18 protein-coding genes are annotated in these 20045 nt (G+C 63.6%); 6 read left to right on the top strand and 12 right to left on the bottom strand.

What is annotated here, in order from left to right; genetic code table 11:
* Positions 1 to 9: 9 nt before the first annotated feature.
* From mrdA to J3P85_RS25910, 5 genes are all read right to left on the bottom strand, one after another.
* A complete protein-coding gene (mrdA, locus tag J3P85_RS25890; RefSeq protein WP_186730294.1) occupies positions 10 to 1905 on the bottom strand; it encodes a penicillin-binding protein 2 in 1896 nt (631 codons plus the stop codon).
* Between the two features lie 10 nt (positions 1906 to 1915).
* Positions 1916 to 2383, bottom strand: coding sequence for a 23S rRNA (pseudouridine(1915)-N(3))-methyltransferase RlmH (rlmH, locus tag J3P85_RS25895; RefSeq protein ID WP_047229490.1), 468 nt, complete (start codon positions 2381 to 2383; stop codon positions 1916 to 1918).
* Between the two features lie 9 nt (positions 2384 to 2392).
* Positions 2393 to 2887, bottom strand: a complete 495-nt coding sequence (gene rsfS, locus J3P85_RS25900) for a ribosome silencing factor (protein ID WP_434704026.1) — start codon at positions 2885 to 2887, stop codon at positions 2393 to 2395.
* A 71-nt stretch (positions 2888 to 2958) separates the two neighbouring features.
* Positions 2959 to 3645 (bottom strand): nicotinate-nucleotide adenylyltransferase, encoded by a 687-nt coding sequence (gene nadD, locus J3P85_RS25905; RefSeq protein WP_411385718.1) that lies wholly within the window; start codon positions 3643 to 3645, stop codon positions 2959 to 2961.
* Position 3646: 1 nt separating this feature from the next.
* Positions 3647 to 4918 carry a glutamate-5-semialdehyde dehydrogenase gene (locus J3P85_RS25910; RefSeq protein WP_434704027.1) on the bottom strand — a complete coding sequence of 424 codons (1272 nt, stop codon included), beginning with the start codon at positions 4916 to 4918 and terminating at the stop codon, positions 3647 to 3649.
* 404 nt (positions 4919 to 5322) lie between these two features.
* Between J3P85_RS25910 and J3P85_RS25915 the strand changes: the two genes are divergently transcribed.
* Positions 5323 to 6000 (top strand): DNA-3-methyladenine glycosylase, encoded by a 678-nt coding sequence (locus tag J3P85_RS25915; protein ID WP_434704028.1) that lies wholly within the window; start codon positions 5323 to 5325, stop codon positions 5998 to 6000.
* A gap of 285 nt (positions 6001 to 6285) precedes the next feature.
* Complete coding sequence (locus J3P85_RS25920; RefSeq protein ID WP_411385719.1) at positions 6286 to 7602, top strand: bifunctional DedA family/phosphatase PAP2 family protein; 1317 nt, start codon at positions 6286 to 6288, stop codon at positions 7600 to 7602.
* A gap of 555 nt (positions 7603 to 8157) precedes the next feature.
* Here the strand turns inward: J3P85_RS25920 and J3P85_RS25925 are convergent.
* Genes J3P85_RS25925 through J3P85_RS25935 form a run of 3 tightly spaced genes read right to left on the bottom strand, consistent with a single transcriptional unit; the run spans position 8158 to position 9837 of the window.
* Positions 8158 to 8748 (bottom strand): LON peptidase substrate-binding domain-containing protein, encoded by a 591-nt coding sequence (locus J3P85_RS25925; RefSeq protein ID WP_434704029.1) that lies wholly within the window; start codon positions 8746 to 8748, stop codon positions 8158 to 8160.
* A 10-nt stretch (positions 8749 to 8758) separates the two neighbouring features.
* On the bottom strand, positions 8759 to 9475 hold the full coding sequence (locus J3P85_RS25930) for an LrgB family protein (RefSeq protein ID WP_053125679.1): 717 nt from the start codon (positions 9473 to 9475) through the stop codon (positions 8759 to 8761).
* Entirely contained in the window at positions 9472 to 9837 is a 366-nt protein-coding gene (locus J3P85_RS25935; RefSeq protein ID WP_434704030.1) for a CidA/LrgA family protein, read from the bottom strand. Before J3P85_RS25935 ends, J3P85_RS25930 begins: the two co-directional genes overlap by 4 nt.
* A gap of 349 nt (positions 9838 to 10186) precedes the next feature.
* Here J3P85_RS25935 and J3P85_RS25940 point away from each other — a divergent pair, with 349 nt between their 5' ends.
* The 3 genes from J3P85_RS25940 (at position 10187) to J3P85_RS25950 (ending at position 13132) form a co-directional block, all read left to right on the top strand.
* Positions 10187 to 10642: a MaoC family dehydratase gene (locus tag J3P85_RS25940; protein WP_186706581.1), complete on the top strand. Its 456-nt coding sequence runs from the start codon at positions 10187 to 10189 to the stop codon at positions 10640 to 10642.
* 102 nt (positions 10643 to 10744) lie between these two features.
* Positions 10745 to 12463, top strand: coding sequence for a C13 family peptidase (locus tag J3P85_RS25945; protein ID WP_434704031.1), 1719 nt, complete (start codon positions 10745 to 10747; stop codon positions 12461 to 12463).
* Between the two features lie 27 nt (positions 12464 to 12490).
* The gene (locus J3P85_RS25950) at positions 12491 to 13132 is read left to right on the top strand and encodes an oxidoreductase (protein WP_434704032.1); all 642 of its coding nucleotides are present in this window, start codon (positions 12491 to 12493) and stop codon (positions 13130 to 13132) included.
* 274 nt (positions 13133 to 13406) lie between these two features.
* Here J3P85_RS25950 and J3P85_RS25955 read toward each other — a convergent pair whose 3' ends face one another.
* From J3P85_RS25955 to J3P85_RS25970, 4 genes are all read right to left on the bottom strand, one after another.
* Complete coding sequence (locus J3P85_RS25955; RefSeq protein ID WP_186706584.1) at positions 13407 to 13691, bottom strand: YceK/YidQ family lipoprotein; 285 nt, start codon at positions 13689 to 13691, stop codon at positions 13407 to 13409.
* Positions 13684 to 14316 carry a flavin prenyltransferase UbiX gene (gene ubiX / locus J3P85_RS25960; protein WP_053189919.1) on the bottom strand — a complete coding sequence of 211 codons (633 nt, stop codon included), beginning with the start codon at positions 14314 to 14316 and terminating at the stop codon, positions 13684 to 13686. Before ubiX ends, J3P85_RS25955 begins: the two co-directional genes overlap by 8 nt.
* Entirely contained in the window at positions 14313 to 15662 is a 1350-nt protein-coding gene (gene mpl / locus J3P85_RS25965) for a UDP-N-acetylmuramate:L-alanyl-gamma-D-glutamyl-meso-diaminopimelate ligase (RefSeq protein WP_434704033.1), read from the bottom strand. Before mpl ends, ubiX begins: the two co-directional genes overlap by 4 nt.
* A gap of 381 nt (positions 15663 to 16043) precedes the next feature.
* Entirely contained in the window at positions 16044 to 17963 is a 1920-nt protein-coding gene (locus J3P85_RS25970; RefSeq protein WP_434704034.1) for a sigma-54-dependent Fis family transcriptional regulator, read from the bottom strand.
* 546 nt (positions 17964 to 18509) lie between these two features.
* On the opposite strand from J3P85_RS25970, the gene exaC reads away from it, so the two are divergent.
* A complete protein-coding gene (gene exaC, locus J3P85_RS25975; protein ID WP_186706587.1) occupies positions 18510 to 20030 on the top strand; it encodes an acetaldehyde dehydrogenase ExaC in 1521 nt (506 codons plus the stop codon).
* Positions 20031 to 20045 lie beyond the last annotated feature (15 nt).

The following is a 20045-nucleotide window of genomic DNA, read 5'->3' on the forward strand; positions in this document are numbered from 1 at the left end:
CGGTCGAAATTATTCTTCACGGGCCGTAGCCTCCGCAGTGATGGGGCTTGCGTATTCAGGCTTGAGCTGGCCGTGCTCATCCAGCAACCAGGCGTCCATGATCTGGCGCACCACCGGCGCGGCGACGCCGGAACCGGATTCACCGTTCTCGACCATCACCGACACGACGATCTTCGGGTTCTCGGCTGGCGCAAAACCGACGAACAAGGCGTGGTCGCGGTGGCGTTCCTGGACCTTGGAGCGGTCGTACTTCTCGCCCTGCTTGATGGCGACGACCTGGGCCGTGCCGCTCTTGCCGGCAATGCGGTATTGCGCGCCGAGGGCCGCCTTGCGCGCGGTGCCTCGGGCGCCGTGCATCACCGCCTGCATACCGTTGTTGACCCTCTGCCAGTCCGCCGGATTGCGCAGGATGATGTCCGGCATCGGGTCCGGGTCCACTGGTTTCTGGCCTTCGATGGTCTTGGCCAGGTGCGGGCGATACCACTTGCCCTTGCTCGCCACCAGCGCCGTGGCCTGGGCCAGTTGCAAGGGCGTTGCCTGCATGTAGCCCTGGCCGATCCCCAGGATCAGGGTTTCGCCCGGGAACCAGGCCTGGCGGCGGGTCGCCCGTTTCCATTCCCGGGACGGCATCAGGCCGGGCGACTCCTCGAACATGTCCAGGGAGACTTTCTGACCGAGGCCGAACTTGTTCATGTAGGACGACAACCGATCGATCCCCAGCTTGTGGGCCAGGTCGTAGAAGTAGGTGTCGTTGGAACGCATGATCGCCGTTTCCAGGTCCACGTAGCCGTCACCGGTGCGGTTCCAGTTGCGGTACTTGTGGTCGTAGTTCGGCAGTTGGTAATACCCCGGGTCGTAGACCCTGCTCGACGCGGTGACCACGCCCGCATCCAACCCGGCGATCGCCACGGCCGGCTTGATGGTCGAGCCCGGCGGGTAGAGGCCGCGCAACACACGGTTGAACAGCGGCCGGTCGATGGAATCCCGCAGCTCGGCATAGGCCTTGAAGCTGATGCCGGTGACGAACAGGTTCGGGTCGAAACTTGGCTGGCTGACCATCGCCAGCACTTCGCCGGTGTTCGGGTCCAGCGCCACCACCGCGCCGCGCCGGCCGCCCAACGCCGCTTCGGCGGCTTCCTGCAACTTGATGTCCAGGCTCAGGACGATGTCCTTGCCGGGAATCGGGTCGGTGCGCTTGAGCACGCGCAATACGCGGCCGCGGGCATTGGTCTCGACTTCCTCGTAACCCACCTGGCCGTGCAGCTCGGCCTCGTAGAAACGCTCGATACCGGTCTTGCCGATGTGGTGGGTGCCGCTGTAGTTGACCGGATCGAGGGTCTTGAGCTCTTTCTCGTTGATCCGCCCCATGTAGCCGACCGAGTGGGCAAAGTGCGGCCCTTGGGGATAATGCCGTACCAGCTGCGCCACCACCTCGACGCCCGGCAGGCGGAACTGGTTCACCGCGATCAGGGCGATCTGTTCTTCGGTCAGCTCGAACATGATCGGCACCGGCTCGAAGGGACGCCGGCCCTGGCGCATGCGCTTCTCGAAGATCGCCCGGTCCTCGGGCGTCAACTGCAGCACTTCGACGATCACGTCGAGGACTTTCTGCCAGTCGCCGGAACGCTCGCGGGTCATGCTCAGGCTGAAGCTGGGCCGGTTATCCGCCACCACCACGCCATTGCGGTCGAAAATCAGCCCGCGGGTCGGCGGAATCGGCTGTACGTGTACGCGGTTACTCTCCGACAAGGTCGAGTGATACTCGTACTGGATCACCTGGAGGAAATACAACCGCGCGATCAGCACGCCAATCAGCGTCACCACCGCAATAGCGCCGAACACGACGCGACCACGCACCAGGCGGGCGTCTTTTTCGTGGTCCTTGATGCGGATCGGCTGGGGCATGAGGGCAGGATTACTTGTGGTAAGGGTGCCCGGACAGGACTGTCCAGGCACGATACAGCTGTTCGCCGATCAGGATCCGCACCAGCGGGTGCGGCAACGTCAACGGCGACAACGACCAGCGCTGGTCCGCCCGGGCACAGACTTCCGGCGCCAGCCCTTCCGGGCCACCGACCATGAAGTTGACCGTGCGCGCGTCCAGCCGCCAGCGATCGAGCTCCACCGCCAGTTGCTCGGTGCTCCAGGGCTTGCCGTGGACTTCGAGGGTGACGATGCGCTCGTTCGGCCCGACCTTGGCCAGCATGGCTTCGCCTTCCTGGCGGATGAAGCGCGCCACGTCGGCGTTCTTGCCACGGGTGTTGAGCGGAATTTCCACCAGTTCCAGGGCCAGCTCGGACGGAAGACGCTTGGCATATTCATGCCAGCCTTCTTCCACCCACTTGGGCATGCGAGAACCGACGGCGATCAGGCGCAGTCGCACAGCGGTCCCTTATTGCTGGTCTTTGTTGAGCTTGGTGAAGTGCTCATGGGGGTTTTCCGGGCTGTGGTGCGCAGCGCTGGCCGAACGGCTCTGCTCGGCACCGGCCCACAGGCGTTCCAGGTCATAGAACTGGCGCGCCGAGGCGGTCATCATGTGCACGATGACATCGTCCATGTCCAACAGGACCCAGTCGCTGTCGCCCTTGCCTTCTTCACCCAATGGCTTGACGCCCTGGGCCTTGACCGCTTCGCGGACCTTGTCCAGCATCGCGCCGATCTGGCGGTTGGAGGTACCGGTGGCGATGATCATGTAGTCCGTGATGCTCTGCTTGTCACGAACGTCGATCACCTGGATGTCCTGGGCCTTGACGTCTTCCAGGGCTGCCACGGCCACCTTGACCAGTTCTTCGCCAACCAGCGCCACGCCGGTGTGGACTTCTACAGGCAGCGGGGCGCTCTTGAACGTGCCCTTGCGCTTTACTTTGCTTACGTCTTTGTCAGTCATATAAAACTCGTTTTGCTCGTATGTTCGGGCGCTTCGCTACACGCATTCACGTGCCTTGAAGCGCGCCTTTTTCAGTTCGACGCACGGTAGAGCCCGTGCGCATCGATGTAGGCCAGGACCGCGTCGGGCACCAGGAAACGTACCGACTTACCGCTGGCCAGCAGTTGACGGATCTGGGTGGCGGATACCGCGAGCGGCGTCTGCCAGACGAATGCAATCTGTCCGCTCGGCCCTTTCAGGGCCAGCGGGTCGCTCACCGAGCGGGCCGCCAGCAGGTTGCGCAAGGCATCCGGCGGCTCGCTGTCGGCATCCGGGCGTTGCAACACCAGGATGTGGCAATGCTGGAGCAACTCTTCCCAGCGATGCCAAGTGGGCAGGCCGCAAAATGCGTCCCAGCCCAGAAGCAGGAAAACCTGGGCATCAACGGCCAGTTCGGCACGCATCAGCTCCAGGGTATCAATGGTGTAGGACGGTTTGTCCCGCTGCAATTCGCGGGCGTCCACCACCAGCGGTGCCACACCGGCCACCGCGCACTCGACCATCGCCAGGCGATCCCGGGCCGACACTTGCGGCGTATCCCGGTGAGGCGGCCGGGCGCTAGGCGTCAGCCGTAGCTCATCGAGGGCCAGGGCGTCGGCGACTTCCAGCGCACCGCGCAAATGGCCGATGTGCACCGGGTCGAACGTGCCGCCCAGGATACCGATGCGCCGGGCCGGGGTTGTCGTCGTCACAGGGGCCGGCGGTTCGAGGTCGCCCAAGTCAGACCGACTCCTGTCCGCGCAACTGGCCGTCACCGACCACAATGTATTTCTCGCAGGTCAGGCCTTCCAGGCCCACCGGGCCGCGGGCGTGCAGCTTATCAGTAGAAATGCCGATCTCGGCACCCAATCCGTATTCAAAGCCATCGGCGAAGCAGGTCGGGGTGTTGATCATCACCGACGCCGAATCCACTTCGGCCACGAAACGCCGGGTTTCGCCCTGGTGCTCACTGACGATGGAATCGGTGTGGTGCGAGCCGTGGCGGTTGATGTGTTCGATGGCCTGGTCCAACCCGTCGACCACGCGGATCGACAGGATCGGCGCCAGGTATTCGGTGTCCCAGTCTTCTGCCGTGGCCACGACGGCCTCGATGATTGCCCGGGTGCGCTCGCAACCGCGCAGTTCGACGCCTTTTTCGCGGAACTGGGCGGCCATCGACGGCAGGAAGTCCTGGGCAACGGCCTGGTCCACCAGCAGGGTTTCCATCGCGCCGCAGATACCGTAGCGGTAGGTCTTGGCGTTGAAGGCGATGCGCTGGGCCTTCGGCAATTCGGCGTGGGCACTGACGTAGACGTGGCAGATGCCATCCAGGTGCTTGATCACCGGCACCCGGGCGTCACGGCTGACCCGTTCGATCAGGCCCTTGCCGCCGCGCGGCACGATGACATCGACGAATTCGGGCATGGTGATCAGCGCGCCAACCGCGGCGCGGTCGGTGGTTTCCACCACTTGCACCACGGCCGCCGGCAGATCGGCCTCGGCCAGGCCGCGCTGGATGCAGGCGGCAATGGCACGGTTGGAATGGATGGCCTCGGAGCCGCCCCGCAGGATGGTTGCGTTACCGGACTTCAGGCACAGGCTCGCGGCGTCGATGGTCACGTTCGGCCGCGACTCGTAGATGATCCCGACCACGCCCAGGGGCACGCGCATCTTGCCGACCTGGATGCCCGACGGGCGGTAGCTCATGTCGCGGATCGCCCCGACCGGGTCCGGCAGGGCCGCGACCTGGCGCAGACCGACGATCATGCCGTCGATGCGGGCCGGAGTCAGCGCCAGGCGCTCGAGCATGGCCGGCTCCAGACCGTTGGCCCGGCCGGCGGCCAGGTCCAGCTCGTTGGCGGCGGACAACTCGGCGCGCGCAGCGTCCAGCGCATTGGCGGCGGCCTGCAGGGCGCGGTTTTTCTGCGCGGTGCTGGCCCGGCCGATGATGCGCGACGCTTCGCGAGCGGCGCGACCCAGGCGGGTCATGTAGTCAAGAACGGACTCAGTCATGGTCTGTGTGGTCTTGGCGATGGGGAAAGCGGCAGATTATAGCTGTCGTAACCCTCGACTAACAGCATGGACTCGCAGTGGTGACCGGCGGAGAAGCAAAACAGCCGTAAACAGCCGGTTGAAGCGCAATGCTGTTCACTTAAGGCAATCGACAAACCCGTGGCGAGGGAGCTTGCTCCCGCTGGGCCGCGAAGCGGCCCCAAAAGCTGCCAATTGCGGCGTATCAGACACACCGCACCCGCCGGTTTACGACTGCTTCGCAGCCGAGCGGGAGCAAGCTCCCTCGCCACAGGGTCATCATTTTTCCTAAGTGAACGGCATTACGGTTGAAGCGAGCGTTCAGCGGTGATTAAGCTTTGCGCTGCTATCATCGCGCTTCCTTTGGCCTCACTTCGTCTATCGCCATGACCGATTTGCCATCGCCCATCGCCCTGCCCCACGCCTTTTTCGATCGCGACGCCCAGGTGCTTGCCAAGGACCTGCTGGGCAAAGTCATCCGCCACAAGGTCGGCGACCTGTGGCTCAGCGCGCGGATCATCGAGACCGAGGCGTATTACTTCGCCGAAAAAGGCAGCCACGCCTCCCTGGGCTACACGGAAAAACGTAAGGCTTTGTTTCTGGATGGCGGGCACATCTATATGTACTACGCCCGGGGCGGCGATTCGCTGAACTTCAGTGCCCAGGGCCCGGGCAACGCGGTGTTGATCAAGTCGGCCTACCCGTGGGTCGATGCCGTTTCGGGGCCTGCGAGCCTGGCGCAGATGCTGTTGAACAACCCCGACGCCCAAGGCCGGCCACGCACACCGCAAAAACTCTGTGCCGGCCAGACCCTGTTGTGCAAAGCTTTGGGGCTGAAAGTGCCGGACTGGGACGCCAAGCGCTTCGACCCCGAGCGCTTGTTGGTGGAAGACGTCGGTGTGCCAACGGTCAATGCGATCCAGACCACCCGCCTGGGCATTCCCCTGGGACGGGACGAGCATTTGCCCTACCGCTTCGTCGACGCTGCCTACGCCCCTTGGTGCACCCGCAACCCGTTGCGGCGCGGACAGGTCGAAGGGCGGGATTATTTCTTGCTTTCATGAACACAACACCACCCTACTGTGGGAGCGAGCCTGCTCGCGATGGCGTCGGGTCAGCAGAATAGGTGTTGACTGACACACCGCTATCGCGAGCAAGCTCGCTCCCACAGTTGAGCTTCAGTGGTCACAGGTTTTGTGTTCGCAACAGAACCCCATGTGGAAGCGAGCTTGCTCGCGATAGCGTCGGGTCAGCAGAATGGGGGCTGACTGACACACCGCAATCGCGAGCAAGCTCGCTCCCACAGGAGGGGCGGTGCATGCCCATCACTATTCAATGGAGTTGTTCTTATGGGCCCATGGCTCGATAGCATCACCGCCTGGCTGACCGTCAACCCGCAATGGCTGGCGGTGGCGGTTTTTGTCGTTGCTTGCGTGGAATGCCTGGCCATCGCCGGGTTGATCGTGCCGGGCACGGTGCTGTTGTTTGCGATTGCGGTACTGGCCGGCAGCGGCGCGTTGTCCTTGGGCGAGACGCTGCTGCTGGGGCTGCTCGGGGGATTGCTGGGGGACTTGGTGTCGTATTTACTCGGCCGGCATTTCCACCAGAACATCCGGCGCCTGCCGGGGCTGCGGCATCACCCGGAATGGATGAGCGCGGCGGAAAGCTATTTCCAGCGCTACGGCATCGCCAGCCTGCTGGTGGGCCGCTTTATCGGCCCGCTGCGGCCCATGCTGCCGATGGTGGCCGGCATGTGCGACATGCCGTTCCCGCGCTTCGCCGCCGTCAGCGTGTTGGCCGCCGCCGGCTGGACCGTGGCGTACCTGTTGCCGGGCTGGGCCACCGGGGCGGCGTTTCGCCTGCCGCTGCCCGAGGGTTTCTGGCCCCAGGCCGGCGTGGTCATCGGCAGCATCGCGGTGATGATCGGGCTGAGCGTCAACAGCACCCTGCGTCGCCATCGCCATGCCACGGCACTGATCGCCGGCATCGGCCTGGTGATCCTGATCGGCCTGTTCATCGGCTTTCGCTACCTGACGGCGTTCGACCAAGGCTTGATGGCCCTGGTCCAGGAGCATCGCAGCGCGACGCTGGATGAAATCGCCGTGACCTTCACGCTGATCGGCGAATTCCGCTACATGTTGATTGTCTGCAGCCTGGTGACCGCGCTGCTGCTGTTGGCACGGCAATGGCGCCAGGCGATCTTTGCCGGCGGCACGATGCTGTTCACCGCCCTGGCCAATACCGGCTGCAAACACTTCTTTGCCCGGGTGCGCCCGGAAATCCTCACCGACCCGCTGACCAGCTACAGCATGCCCAGCGGCCACTCTTCCGGGGCATTCGCGCTGTTCCTGTCCCTCGCCGTGCTGGCCGGCCGCGGCCAACCGCCACGCCTGCGCCTGACCTGGCTGTTGCTGGGCTGCTTGCCGGCCTTGGCCATCGCCCTGTCGCGGGTCTACCTGGGGGCGCATTGGCCGAGCGACATCGTCGCCGGGGCGATGCTCGCCGCCAGCATCTGTGCGGCCGCCCTATGGCTGAGCCAGCGCCAGACCCTGCTGCCGGCCATGCCGCCGAAAGTCTGGTGGCTGGTCCTGCCGGCGCTGACGGCGGCGTTCAGCTTCTTCGCCCTGCGGCACCTGCCCCATGCAATGTTGCGGTATGCCTATTGAACACACTATCTATGGGCACTGAAGATCCCCTGTGGGAGCGAGCCTGCTCGCGAAGACGGCGGCACAGTCACCCTTGATGCAAGCTGACCCACCGCTTTCGCGAGCAGGCTCGCTCCCACAAAGGGGATTGGTGGCGAACATCAATCCCACAGCCAACATAAAACCACTGTGGGAGCGAGCCTGCTCGCGAAGACGGCGGCACAGTCACCATTGATGCAAGCTGACCCACCGCTTTCGCGAGCAAGCTCGCTCCCACAAAGGGGATTGGTGGCGAACATCAGTCCCACGGCCAACATAAAACCACTGTGGGAGCGAGCTTGCTCGCGATGACGGCGGCGCAGTCACCATTGATGCAAGCTGATCCACCGCTATCGCGAGCAGGCTCGCTCCCACAAAGGGGATTGGTGGCGAACATCAATCCCACGGCCAACATAAAACCACTGTGGGAGCGAGCTTGCTCGCGATGACGGCGGCGCAGTCACCATTGATGCAAGCTGATCCACCGCTATCGCGAGCAAGCTCGCTCCCACAGGGGCCAGCCCTATCAGTGAGGGATCAGGCGAAGAGTTCGCCCTGCAACTCATCGAGCAATGCCTGGATCGCATCCAGCCGCTGCTGGGGATCATCGAGTTGCAGCAGGTCGATCTTGTCCAGCTCATTGAACGGCAACAGGTAGGCCAGTTGATTGGCCAGCGATTGCTGGCCGCTGGCTTCGGTGCCCATGTTCAGCGCCTCGACCATCGGGTGCTCGGCCAGGGCCTTGAGCAGCGCCACCAGGTCGGCATCTTCGTCTTGCAGCGGTTGTTCCGGCTCGTCTTCCAGCCACTCGACCTCGGCCACCGTGAGTTGATCGGCCTGGACGCTGCTGCTGTGCACCAGAAAACGCCGTCCGCCCTGCACGCGAATCCCCAGCAGGCCGTTGTCCTGCTGGGAAAAATCGGTAATCAGCGCCTCACAACCGACCCGCGCATAACCTTCAGGCGCGACGCCGACTTCCTCGCCATCGAGGATGCACACCACACCAAAGCCTTCGCCCTTTTTCATGCAGCGCCCGATCATGTCGAGGTAACGCGCCTCGAAAATCTGCAAGTCGAGGATGCAACCGGGGAACAGCACGGTGTTCAACGGGAAAAGCGGCAAGCTCATAACCAATTCCTTAGACCGTCATCGACACCACCAACGGCAGCAACACCGCCGTGGCCACGCCCATCAGACTCATTGCCAGCGCCGCGAAGGCACCCGACTCCTCGCTTTCCTGCAACGCCACCGACGTGCCCACCGCATGGGCCGCCAACCCCAGGGCCATGCCTCGGGCCTCAGGGCTATGGACACCCAACCGGGTCAGAATACTCGGGCCGAGAATCGCCCCGAGCACCCCGGTGATCAACACGAACACCGCCGCCATGGCCGCCACGCCGCCGATCTGCTCGGCCACCAGCATGGCGATCGGCGAGGTCACGGACTTGGGCGCCATGGTCATCAAAATCATGTGCTCGGCACCAAAGGCCCAGCCCAACACCACCGCAGAGCCCGTGGCAAACACCCCGGCTATCACCAGCGTAGTAAAAATCGGCCAGAACAACTGCCGGATCCGTCGCAGGTTCAAATACAGCGGCACCGCCAGGGCGACCGTGGCCGGGCCCAGCAGGATGCTGAGGATCTCGGTGCTCTTGCGGTACTCGGCATAACCAATGCCGCAGCCCACCAGCACGCCGATCAACAGCACCATCGACATCAGCACCGGTTGCAGGAACACCCAGCGGGTCTTTTCGTACGCCGCCAGCACCAGTTGGTAGGCGCCCAGGGTAATGCCGATGCCGAACAGCGGATGGTGGATGACCGAGGTCCAGGCGCCCTGCCAGTCGAGCATCATTGGCTGTCCTCCGGAGCGGCGACGTGGCGGCGGGCCAGTCGCTGCATCAGCACACCCGTCAGCGCCACGGACAGCACCAGCGACAAGGTCAACGCGCCAACGATGGCCCAGAAATCGGCGGCAATCGCCCCGGCGTAGACCATCACCCCTACCGCAGGCGGCACCAGCAGCAACGGCAGGTAACGCAGCAGACTGCCGGCGGCCAGGCTCAACGGCTCGCTGACTTCGCCGCGCACCACCAGATACCCCAGCAGCAACAGCAGGCCAATGATCGGCCCCGGCAGTACCGGCAGGAACAAATGATTGATCGCAGTGCCCAGCAATTGAAACAGCACCAGCCAGGTCAGGCCCCGTAGCAACATCCGCTCTATCCCCCCGCAACAGCCCCAATGAACGCGCCAATTCGGTTCACGGCATGATTCTGTGGCGAGGGAGCTTGCTCCCGCTTGAGTGCGAAGCGCTCATAAAATGGGGCCGCTGCGCAGCCCAGCGGGAGCAAGCTCCCTCGCCACAATCGAACACGCACGTTGAATGAACCGAATTGCAAAGAATGCGCCGGCATTATAAGCATGCCCGCGCTATGGTTCGGCATTCGTAAAAAGCATGGTCGATGACCTTCCCGGCCCGCCATGTTGATCTACAGTGGTTTTCCGGGGACGCAAAATCCCCGCTCCAGAAAAAGTAAAAACGATGAACCCAAGGAGAGTCTCAATGCCCTACGTCCCCGTTGCAGCGCTCAAAGATTATGTCGGCAAGGAACTTGGACGTTCCGATTGGCTTACCATCGACCAGGACCGCATCAACCTGTTCGCCGAAGCCACTGGCGACTTTCAGTTCATCCACGTCGATCCGGTCAAGGCCGCGCAGACCCCGTTCGGCAGCACCATCGCCCACGGTTTCCTGTCGCTGTCGCTGATGCCCAAGTTGATGGAAGACATCCTGATCCTGCCCGAGGGCGTGAAGATGGTCGTCAACTACGGGCTGGACAGCGTGCGCTTCATCCAACCGGTGAAGGTCGATTCCAAGGTCCGGCTCAAGGTCGACCTGGTGGACGCCACCGAGAAAAAACCCGGTCAATGGCTGCTCAAGGCCACCGCCACCCTGGAAATCGAAGGCTCGGAAAAACCGGCCTACATCGCCGAGCCGCTGTCGCTCTGCTTCGTGTAAACCTGCGCACATGCGAAACCGTCCAGGCAGTTTCGCATCGCTTCTCTATATCCGGGAGCCAAAGCTGCGGCATACTCGTGGTCTGATGACCTGGATCCCGTTATGCGCTTACTCGTCCCACTGACCCTGACCCTGTTGCTCACCGCCTGCGGCGCCGGCGAATCGCCGCTGCCTCCCGACGCGCGCCTGCCCGACGGCGGCCGCTACCGTGGCGACCTGGTGGACGGGCTGCTGCAGGGCCAAGGGCGCATCGACTACCCCAACGGCAGCTGGTACGCCGGGCAGTTCGACAAGGGTCAATGGCATGGCACCGGGGAATGGCATGGCAGCACCGGCGAGGTCTATCGCGGCCAGTTCCACCAGGGCCTGTTCCACGGCCAGGGCAGCCTGACCACACCCACCAGCAGCTACACCGGCGGCTTCAAGCTGGGGCGCCGGGACGGTGAAGGGACGCTCAAGGAAAACGGCATGACCTACCGGGGCGAGTTCAAGGCCGACCGCTATTCCGGCCTCGGACGCCTGGAGCTCGACGACGGCAGCCAGTACCAGGGCCCGTTCGTCAACGGCAAGCCCAACGGTGAAGGCCAGCGCTTCGACGCCAGCGGCAACCAATTCACCGGGCACTTTGTAGATGGGCAATTGCAGGGCAAGGGCACCTTCAACAGCGCCGAAGGCGATGTCTACATCGGCGGTTTCCGGAACAACCAGCTCAACGGTCGCGGGCGCTACGAAAATGCCGACGGCGATGTCTGGATCGGCCAGTTCAAGGACGGCGCGCTGACCGGCAAGGGCGAACTGATCGGCGCCGACGGCAGCCACTACCTCGGTCAATTCAATGATTGGCGCTTTACCGGCGAGGGCCGCCTGAACCTGCCCGACGGCAGTTTCTACATCGGCCAATTCGAGGCCGACAGCTATCACGGGCGCGGCACCCTGGTGCTCACCGATGGCACGGTGCAAAGCGGCACCTGGGCCAACGGCCAACGGGTGCGCGACGCCGACGGCAGGCTGCTGCCGGATGTGCTCGAACTCGGCCTGCTGGCCCAGGGCCGCCTGCTGGAGGATGCCCTGGCGAACATCCCGGCCTCGACCCCGGCGGTGGAACTGTACAGCCTGACCCTGGGCGGCGACGGCAAGCAAAGCGTGTTCCTGCGCGAATCCGACTATGTCGCCAACATGCTCACCAGCCGCTTCGGCGCGTTCGGGCAGATCCGCCTGGTGAACCACCGCGACCACCTCGGCGACCGGCCCATGGCCAGCCGTGAAAGCCTGCGCCGCGCCGCCGCCACCCTGGCCGAACGCAGCGGCCCGGAAGACCTGATTTTCATCTACCTCACCAGCCACGGCACCAGCGAGCACGAACTGGTGCTCGACCAGCCGCGCATGGAGCTGGCCGACCTGCCCGCCGATGAACTGGCGGTGGTCCTCGCACCGCTGAAGCATCGCGACAAGATCGTGGTGATCTCGGCCTGTTATTCCGGCGGTTTCATCCCGGCGCTCAAGGACGAACGCACGCTGATCATGACCGCCTCCCGGGCCGACCGGGTGTCCTTCGGCTGCTCCGAGGAAGCCAACTTCACCTATTTCGGCGACGCGCTGTTCGCCCAGGCGCTGAACCAGACCGACGACCTGGAGCAGGCCTTCAAACGGGCCAAGGGCATCGTTGCCGAGCGCGAGCAGGCAGACAATTTCGAAGCCTCGGAACCACAAATCTGGGCGCCAAGGACGGTCCTGTCCCACTGGCAATTGCTGCGCAAGCAGCAGGCGCGAAAAGCATTGCAAAGTGCGGCATTGAACGACGAGGCGACAAAGAGCAACTAAGCTGAACCGTATCAAGGGGGAAACACTATGTACTTGACGCCTCAGCATGTTTTGCTCGCCGGTGCCACCGGATTGACCGGGGAACACCTACTGGACCGGCTGCTCAACGAGCCGACCATCACCCGTGTATTGGCGCCTTCACGCCGGCCACTGGCCGAGCATCCACACTTGGAAAACCCGGTAGGGGAGCCGGCCCAGGTGCTGCCACAACTCAGTGGCCCGGTCGACATTGCCTTTTGCTGCCTTGGCACCACCCTCAAGAAAGCCGGCTCCGAGCAAGCCTTCCGCGCGGTGGACCTGGACTTGGTCGTGGCGTTTGCCAAGCGCGCCCGGGAACTGGGCGCACGGCATCTGGTGGTGATCAGCGCGTTGGGGGCCGATGCCAAGTCATCGCTCTTCTACAACCGGGTCAAGGGTGAGATGGAGGCGGCCCTCAAGGCCCTGGGCTGGCCGCAACTGACCATTTGCCGCCCTTCCCTGCTGCTGGGCGACCGCGTCGAACCGCGCCTGGCCGAGCAACTGGCCGGGCCGTTGTCGAAGCTGATCCCAGGCAAGTACCACGGCATCGAAGCCTGCCAACTGGCCCGGGCCATGTGGCGTCTGGCGCTGGAAGAACAGGATGGGGTGCGGGTGGTGGAGTCGGATGAGTTGCGCAGGCTTGGCAAATAGCCCTGTGGTGCCTGGACAGAAGCCATCGCGAGCAAGCTCGCTCCCACAGTGGACCAAGTTGGAACGCAATCTCTGTGGGAGCGAGCTTGCTCGCGATGGGAAGCACCGCCAATCCAAAGCCAAGCACTCATTGTGGCGAGGGAGCTTGCTCCCGCTCGACTGCGCAGCAGTCGCCTTGGATTTCAGGGGGAAAAAGCTTGGGGCCGCTTCGCAGCCCAGCGGGAGCAAGCTCCCTCGCCACAGGTTCCAGGCAGATCAAGCACTGTGGTGTTTGCTACAACCCGCCTGTCGCCCGGAACCCTACGCCTAATGCCGTGAACAACGACAACGGCAACAACAAGGTATCCAACAGCGCGCTACCCGGCAGGTCCACGCCCGGATAACTCGGCGCCTCGGCCCCAAAGCGGTCCTTGGCGCAGCAGCCACCCTTCAGGGCATACAAGTCCAGGCGCGTGCCCGCATATACCACCGGCGCGCCCGGCTTGGCCGCGTCGAGGGTGCGGGCGGTGGCACAGCCGGTCAGTTGCAGCGCCAGCAGCACGATCAGCAGCTTACTCATCACTGCTCAAATGATGCTCGCCCCAGCGCGGCAACATGTCCTGGGGAATGTTCAGCAGATTGAGGATCCGTGCGACCACGAAATCGATCAAGTCGTCGATGGTCTGCGGCTGGTGATAGAACCCCGGCGACGCCGGCAGGATGGTCACGCCCATGTTCGACAGCTTGAGCATGTGCTCCAGGTGAATGCTCGAATACGGCGCTTCCCGCGGCACCAGGATCAACTGGCGGCGCTCCTTGAGCGTGACGTCCGCCGCCCGCTCGATGAGGTTGTTGCAGGCCCCGGTGGCAATCGCCGACAGCGTCCCGGTGGAACACGGCACCACCACCATCGCTGCTGGCGCGCCGGAGCCCGAGGCCACCGGCGACATCCAGTCTTCCTTGCCGTACACACGAATCTGCCCCGCCGCCGCACCGGTGTATTCGGTGAGGAAGGCCTGCATCATCTGGGTCTTGGACGGCAGGGTCACGTCGGTCTCGGTGGCCATCACCAGTTGCGCGGCCTTGGAGATCAGGAAGTGCACCTCGCGGTCTTCGCGCACCAGGCAATCGAGCAGGCGCAAGCCGTACTGGGCGCCGGACGCACCGGTCATCGCCAGCGTGATGCGTTCCGGGCCGTTGCTCATTTCAGCGCCTCGGCGAGTTTGCCGTGCAGGCCGCCGAAGCCGCCGTTGCTCATGATCACCACGTGGGTGCCGGGCTGGGCCTGGCTCTTCACGCGCTCGATAATGCCATCCAGGGAATCGCTGACAATCGACGGCACCGTGCACAGCGCAGCGGTGGCACCGAGGTCCCAGCCGAGGTTGGCCGGTGCGTACCAGATCACCTGGTCGGCATCGACCACGCTTTCCGGCAGGCCGTCGCGGTGGGCGCCGAGCTTCATGGAGTTGGAACGCGGCTCGATGATCGCCACCAACGGCGCGTCACCGATGCGCTTGCGCAGGCCGTCGAGGGTGGTGGCGATGGCCGTCGGGTGGTGGGCGAAGTCGTCATAAATGGTGATGCCATTGACCTCGGCGACTTTCTCCATCCGCCGCTTCACGCTTTTAAACGCGCTCAACGCAGCAATGCCCATGGACGGCACCACGCCGACATGACGGGCTGCCGCCAAGGTTGCCAAGGCGTTGGCAACGTTGTGCTGGCCGGTCATGTCCCACTCCACCACGCCTTGGGACTGGCCTTCAAACATGACTTCGAACTGCGAACCGTCATCCTTGAGCAACTTCACCTGCCACTGACCGCCCGCGCCGGTGGTCTGCACCGGGGTCCAGCAGCCCATCTCGATGACGCGCTGCAACGCCGGCTCGGTGGTCGGGTGAATCACCAGGCCTTCGCTGGGAATGATGCGTACCAAGTGGTGGAACTGCCGCTCGATCGCCGGTAGATCGGGGAAGATATCGGCATGATCGAACTCAAGGTTGTTGAGGATCGCCGTGCGTGGACGGTAGTGGACGAATTTCGAACGCTTATCGAAAAACGCGCTGTCGTACTCATCGGCTTCGATCACGAAGAACGGCGTGCCACCCAGGCGCGCCGACACCGAGAAATTCTGCGGCACGCCACCGATCAGGAACCCCGGGCTCATGCCCGCGTGCTCCAACACCCAGGCGAGCATGCTGCTGGTGGTGGTCTTGCCATGGGTGCCGGCCACGGCCAGGACCCAACGGCCCTGCAACACGTGATCGGCCAGCCACTGCGGCCCGGACACGTACGGCAGGCCTTTGTTGAGCACGTACTCCACCGCCGGGTTGCCACGGGACATGGCGTTGCCGATGACCACCAGATCTGGCGCGGGGTCCAGTTGCGCCGGGTCATAACCTTGGGTCAGCTCGATGCCCTGGGCTTCCAGCTGCGTGCTCATCGGCGGATAGACGTTGGCGTCGGAACCGGTCACATGGTGGCCCAGCTCCTTGGCCAGGACCGCCATCGAACCCATGAAAGTGCCGCAAATACCGAGAATATGGATGTGCATAGTCGACCTCGTAAACATGGCCGCAGGTTAGCGTAGGGAGGGGAAAATCGCACCTTGTGTTTGAGCCCCACACCGAGATCCAGTGTGGGAGCGAGCTTGCTCGCGATAGCGGTGGGTCAGCTTGCGACGATGCTGAATGGGCCAATGTCATCGCGAGCAAGCTCGCTCCCACAGTTGCCCGCACAACCCCGGCTTGCTACTGGCTGCTTTTGTGGCGAGGGAGCTTGCTCCCGCTCGACTGCGCAGCAGTCGCCTTCGGTTTCAAGATGGAAAAAAGCTTGGGGCTGCTTCGCAGCCCAGCGGGAGCAAGCTCCCTCGCCACAAAAGCAGTCAGTTGCCAAGCAGTCAGCAGTCAGCAGTCAGCAGTCAGCAGTCAGCAGTTCAATTGTCAGCGGCACAGCGGGCGATGGCGTGCTTACGCAGCTTTCGGTAAAGGGTATTGCGGCTGATGCCCAATTGTTCGGCGGTGTGGGTCATGTGCCAGCGCTGGCGTTCCAAGGCATCGAGCAATGCCAGGCGCTCGGCGTCTTCCAGTGGTCGTTCCGCCACCGCCTCAACCACCACAACCGAACGCTGGCGGATCATCGCTGGCAAATCCTCCAGCCCAATCCGCCCGCCATCGCACAACGCGGCGAGGGTGCGCAGCACGTTGCGCAGTTGTCGCACGTTGCCCGGCCAGTCGAAGCCCAGCAATGCCTGGCGCGCCGATTCGTCGATGAACACCGCCTCGGCGCCGCTCTCTTCAGCCAACAGGAAATCCAGCAACTGCGACTTGTCACTGCGTTCGCGCAACGCCGGGAGCGGGATTTCCAAGCCATTGAGGCGGTAGTACAAATCCTCGCGGAAACTGCCATCCCGCACCCGGTCGAGCAACTGCCGGTGGGTGGCGCTGATGATGCGCACGTTCACCGGCTCGGGCTCGCCGCCGATGGGCACCACCTGGCGGTCTTCCAACACCCGCAGCAAGCGGGTCTGCAAGGCCAGGGGCATGTCGCCGATTTCATCGAGGAACAGCGTGCCGCCGTCGGCCTGTTGCAGCTTGCCGCGCATGCCTTCCTTGCGCGCGCCAGTGAAACTGCCGCCGCGATAACCGAACAGCTCGCTCTCGATCAGGCTTTCCGGGATGGCCGCGCAGTTGAGGGCGACAAAATTTTTCCCGGCGCGCTGGCTGGCATGGTGCACGGCCTTGGCGAACGCCTCCTTGCCGGAGCCGGTTTCACCTTGGATCAGCAGCGGCACATCACGCTCGTAGACCCGCAGCGCCTTGCGAAAATGCTCCTGCAGCGCCGCGTCCCCCAGGCAGATACCTGGCAACCGCGCGGGCTCGATGGCCTTGAGCAACGGCGCGACCGGCGCCGGCACGCTGCGGGGCTGGCCACGCAACACGGCGAACAAATGCCGGCCGTCACGGGTACGCAGTGGCCAACTGGCGCTGGCTTGGGCGCTGGCCCGGCCCAGCAACTCGTCCAGTGAACAGTCGAAAAAGTCCTCGACCCGCTGACCGAGCAAGCCACCGCGAATATGTCCCAAGAGATTGAGCGCGCTCTGGTTGACCGCGCAGATCCGCCCTTCGCCGTCGAAGGCCATCAAGCCTTCGCTGAACAGTCCTACGGACTCGGCCTGCAAGTGGAAGCGCAGCAGCCATTGATTGTCGAAGCAACGCAGGAAGTAGCAGCTCTCGATCATCTTCGCCGAGAGATTGACCAAAGCCATGGTGTGGAACTGGCTCTGGCGCGACACGTCCGGCCGGGCCGACGACACGTCGAGCACCGCCAGCAATTCGCCGTGGGGATCGAACACCGGGCTGGCCGAGCAGGTCAGGCCGGTGTGGCGGCCACGAAAGTGTTCTTCCTGGTGAATGGTCAGGGCCTGGCGTTCCACCAGGCAGGTGCCGATGCCGTTGGTGCCTTCGCAGGCTTCGCTCCAGTCGGCGCCGAGCCAGAGGCCGGCCCGTTCGAAAATCTTCCGTTCGCTGGGGGCGGTGACGCAGTTGAGGATTACGCCGCGGGCGTCGGTCAGCAGCACCGCGTGGCCGGCGCCGGAGAGTTGCTGGTGCAGGCTGGTCATTTCATTGCCGGCGATGTGCAGCACTTGCTGCAAGCGCTCGCGACTTTCCAGCACCCGGCCATGCTTGAGCACCGTCGGCGCCAGGTTCTGGGCCGGGTCGAGGTGATAGTCCTCGAGGCAGCGCAGCCAGGAACGGGCAATCGACGGATCGCTGCCAGGGCCCTGCAAATGGGCCTTGCCCTGGGTGACCGTCAGGACTTGCTGGGCATGGCGACTCAAATGGTTGCTGTGCATGTTCTTATTATTCTCCCCGAAGGATCTGCCTCACTGGAGCAACTGGTGAATATCCAACTGTAAACACCCAACCCTGTGGCGAGGGAGCTTGCTCCCGCTGGGCTGCGCAGCAGCCCCAAAAACCTGAGTTTGCGGTGCATCAGGCTGACCGAGTTGGCTGCCTTGGGACCGCTTCGCGGTCCAGCGGGAGCAAGCTCCCTCGCCACAAAAGCGGTCTTGTCACCCAAACAGTCCTGCAAGAAAAGCAGTCTTGCCACAAAAGCGCTCCGTCCATGGCCTCGCCGTCGGAGCCAGCATCCTCCAGCCCATCGACCTTTGCAATGCTGGCGCGACCTGCCGGTCACAGACTGTCTCGCATCTGGCACAAACTGTCACACTGGCTGTATCGCAAGCGTCACACAGCCCCTCCGTTTGTCCGGCCAACTCCTCCTAAAGTCTTGATTTCCGGGCCCTGCAAGGCAATGGCCCAACCTTTGCTCTAGGCTTAAGTACCAGCGCGAATTTGCGCGGCTCCCTAATAAGCACAAAAGCCAAGGAGAACTCATCATGCGTTACGCTCACCCCGGTACTGAAGGCGCTATCGTTTCGTTCAAGGCTAAATACGGTAACTACATCGGCGGCGAGTTCGTCGCGCCTGTCAAAGGTCAGTACTTCACCAACACATCCCCGGTCAATGGCCAGCCCATTGCCGAATTCCCGCGCTCCACGGCCGAAGACATCGACAAAGCCCTGGACGCCGCCCATGCCGCCGCCGATGCCTGGGGCGCCACCTCGGTCCAGGCCCGTTCGCTGATCCTGCTGAAAATCGCCGACCGCATCGAAGCCAACCTTGAAGTGCTGGCGATCACCGAATCCTGGGACAACGGCAAGGCCGTGCGCGAAACCCTCAACGCCGACATCCCCCTGGCCGCCGACCATTTCCGCTACTTCGCCGGTTGCCTGCGGGCCCAGGAAGGCAGCGCCGCCGAGATCGACGGCAACACCGTGGCCTACCACATCCATGAACCACTGGGCGTGGTCGGGCAGATCATCCCGTGGAACTTCCCGCTGCTGATGGCCGCCTGGAAACTCGCCCCGGCCCTGGCCGCCGGTAACTGCGTGGTGCTCAAGCCGGCCGAGCAGACCCCGCTGGGCATCTGCGTGCTCATGGAGCTGATCGGCGACCTGCTGCCACCCGGCGTGCTGAACGTGGTGCAAGGTTTCGGCAAAGAAGCCGGCGAAGCCCTCGCCACCAGCAAGCGCATCGCCAAGATTGCCTTCACCGGCTCGACCCCGGTGGGCTCGCACATCATGAAATGCGCCGCCGAGAACATCATCCCGTCCACCGTGGAACTGGGCGGCAAGTCGCCGAACATCTTCTTCGAAGACATCATGCAGGCCGAGCCAAGCTTCATCGAGAAAGCCGCCGAAGGCCTGGTGCTGGCGTTCTTCAACCAGGGCGAAGTCTGCACCTGCCCCTCCCGCGCCCTGGTGCAGGAGTCGATCTACGACGAATTCATGCAAGTGGTGATGAAGAAAGTCCTGCAGATCAAACGCGGCGACCCGCTGGACACCGACACCATGGTCGGCGCCCAGGCGTCCGAGCAGCAATTCGACAAGATTCTTTCGTACCTGGAAATCGCCAAGGGCGAAGGCGCCGAGCTGTTGACCGGCGGCAAGGTGGAAAAACTCGAAGGCAACCTGGCGACTGGGTATTACATCCAGCCGACCCTGCTCAAGGGCACCAACAAGATGCGTGTGTTCCAGGAAGAAATCTTCGGCCCAGTGGTGAGCATCACCACCTTCAAGGACGAAGCCGAAGCCCTGGCGATCGCCAACGACACCGAGTTCGGCCTCGGCGCCGGCCTCTGGACCCGCGACATCAACCGCGCCTACCGCATGGGCCGGGCGATCAAGGCCGGTCGCGTCTGGACCAACTGCTACCACCTGTACCCGGCGCATGCCGCGTTCGGTGGCTACAAGAAGTCCGGCGTCGGGCGTGAGACGCACAAGATGATGCTCGATCATTACCAGCAGACCAAGAATTTGCTGGTGAGCTACGACATCAATCCGTTGGGGTTCTTCTAAGCCCTTGGGTCAGGC

The sequence above is a fragment of the Pseudomonas sp. Z1-12 genome, from assembly GCF_051132015.1.
Taxonomy (GTDB): Bacteria; Pseudomonadota; Gammaproteobacteria; order Pseudomonadales; family Pseudomonadaceae; genus Aquipseudomonas; species Aquipseudomonas zanjanensis.

Coding starts and splice junctions, on each gene's coding strand:
- mrdA (WP_186730294.1), bottom strand. CDS start 1,905: ATGCCCCAGCCGATCCGCATCAAGGACCACGAAAAAGACGCCCGCCTG.
- rsfS (WP_434704026.1), bottom strand. CDS start 2,887: ATGACTGACAAAGACGTAAGCAAAGTAAAGCGCAAGGGCACGTTCAAG.
- J3P85_RS25910 (WP_434704027.1), bottom strand. CDS start 4,918: ATGACTGAGTCCGTTCTTGACTACATGACCCGCCTGGGTCGCGCCGCT.
- J3P85_RS25915 (WP_434704028.1), top strand. CDS start 5,323: ATGACCGATTTGCCATCGCCCATCGCCCTGCCCCACGCCTTTTTCGAT.
- J3P85_RS25920 (WP_411385719.1), top strand. CDS start 6,286: ATGGGCCCATGGCTCGATAGCATCACCGCCTGGCTGACCGTCAACCCG.
- J3P85_RS25925 (WP_434704029.1), bottom strand. CDS start 8,748: ATGAGCTTGCCGCTTTTCCCGTTGAACACCGTGCTGTTCCCCGGTTGC.
- J3P85_RS25930 (WP_053125679.1), bottom strand. CDS start 9,475: ATGATGCTCGACTGGCAGGGCGCCTGGACCTCGGTCATCCACCATCCG.
- J3P85_RS25935 (WP_434704030.1), bottom strand. CDS start 9,837: ATGTTGCTACGGGGCCTGACCTGGCTGGTGCTGTTTCAATTGCTGGGC.
- J3P85_RS25940 (WP_186706581.1), top strand. CDS start 10,187: ATGCCCTACGTCCCCGTTGCAGCGCTCAAAGATTATGTCGGCAAGGAA.
- J3P85_RS25945 (WP_434704031.1), top strand. CDS start 10,745: ATGCGCTTACTCGTCCCACTGACCCTGACCCTGTTGCTCACCGCCTGC.
- J3P85_RS25950 (WP_434704032.1), top strand. CDS start 12,491: ATGTACTTGACGCCTCAGCATGTTTTGCTCGCCGGTGCCACCGGATTG.
- J3P85_RS25955 (WP_186706584.1), bottom strand. CDS start 13,691: ATGAGTAAGCTGCTGATCGTGCTGCTGGCGCTGCAACTGACCGGCTGT.
- ubiX (WP_053189919.1), bottom strand. CDS start 14,316: ATGAGCAACGGCCCGGAACGCATCACGCTGGCGATGACCGGTGCGTCC.
- mpl (WP_434704033.1), bottom strand. CDS start 15,662: ATGCACATCCATATTCTCGGTATTTGCGGCACTTTCATGGGTTCGATG.
- J3P85_RS25970 (WP_434704034.1), bottom strand. CDS start 17,963: ATGCACAGCAACCATTTGAGTCGCCATGCCCAGCAAGTCCTGACGGTC.
- exaC (WP_186706587.1), top strand. CDS start 18,510: ATGCGTTACGCTCACCCCGGTACTGAAGGCGCTATCGTTTCGTTCAAG.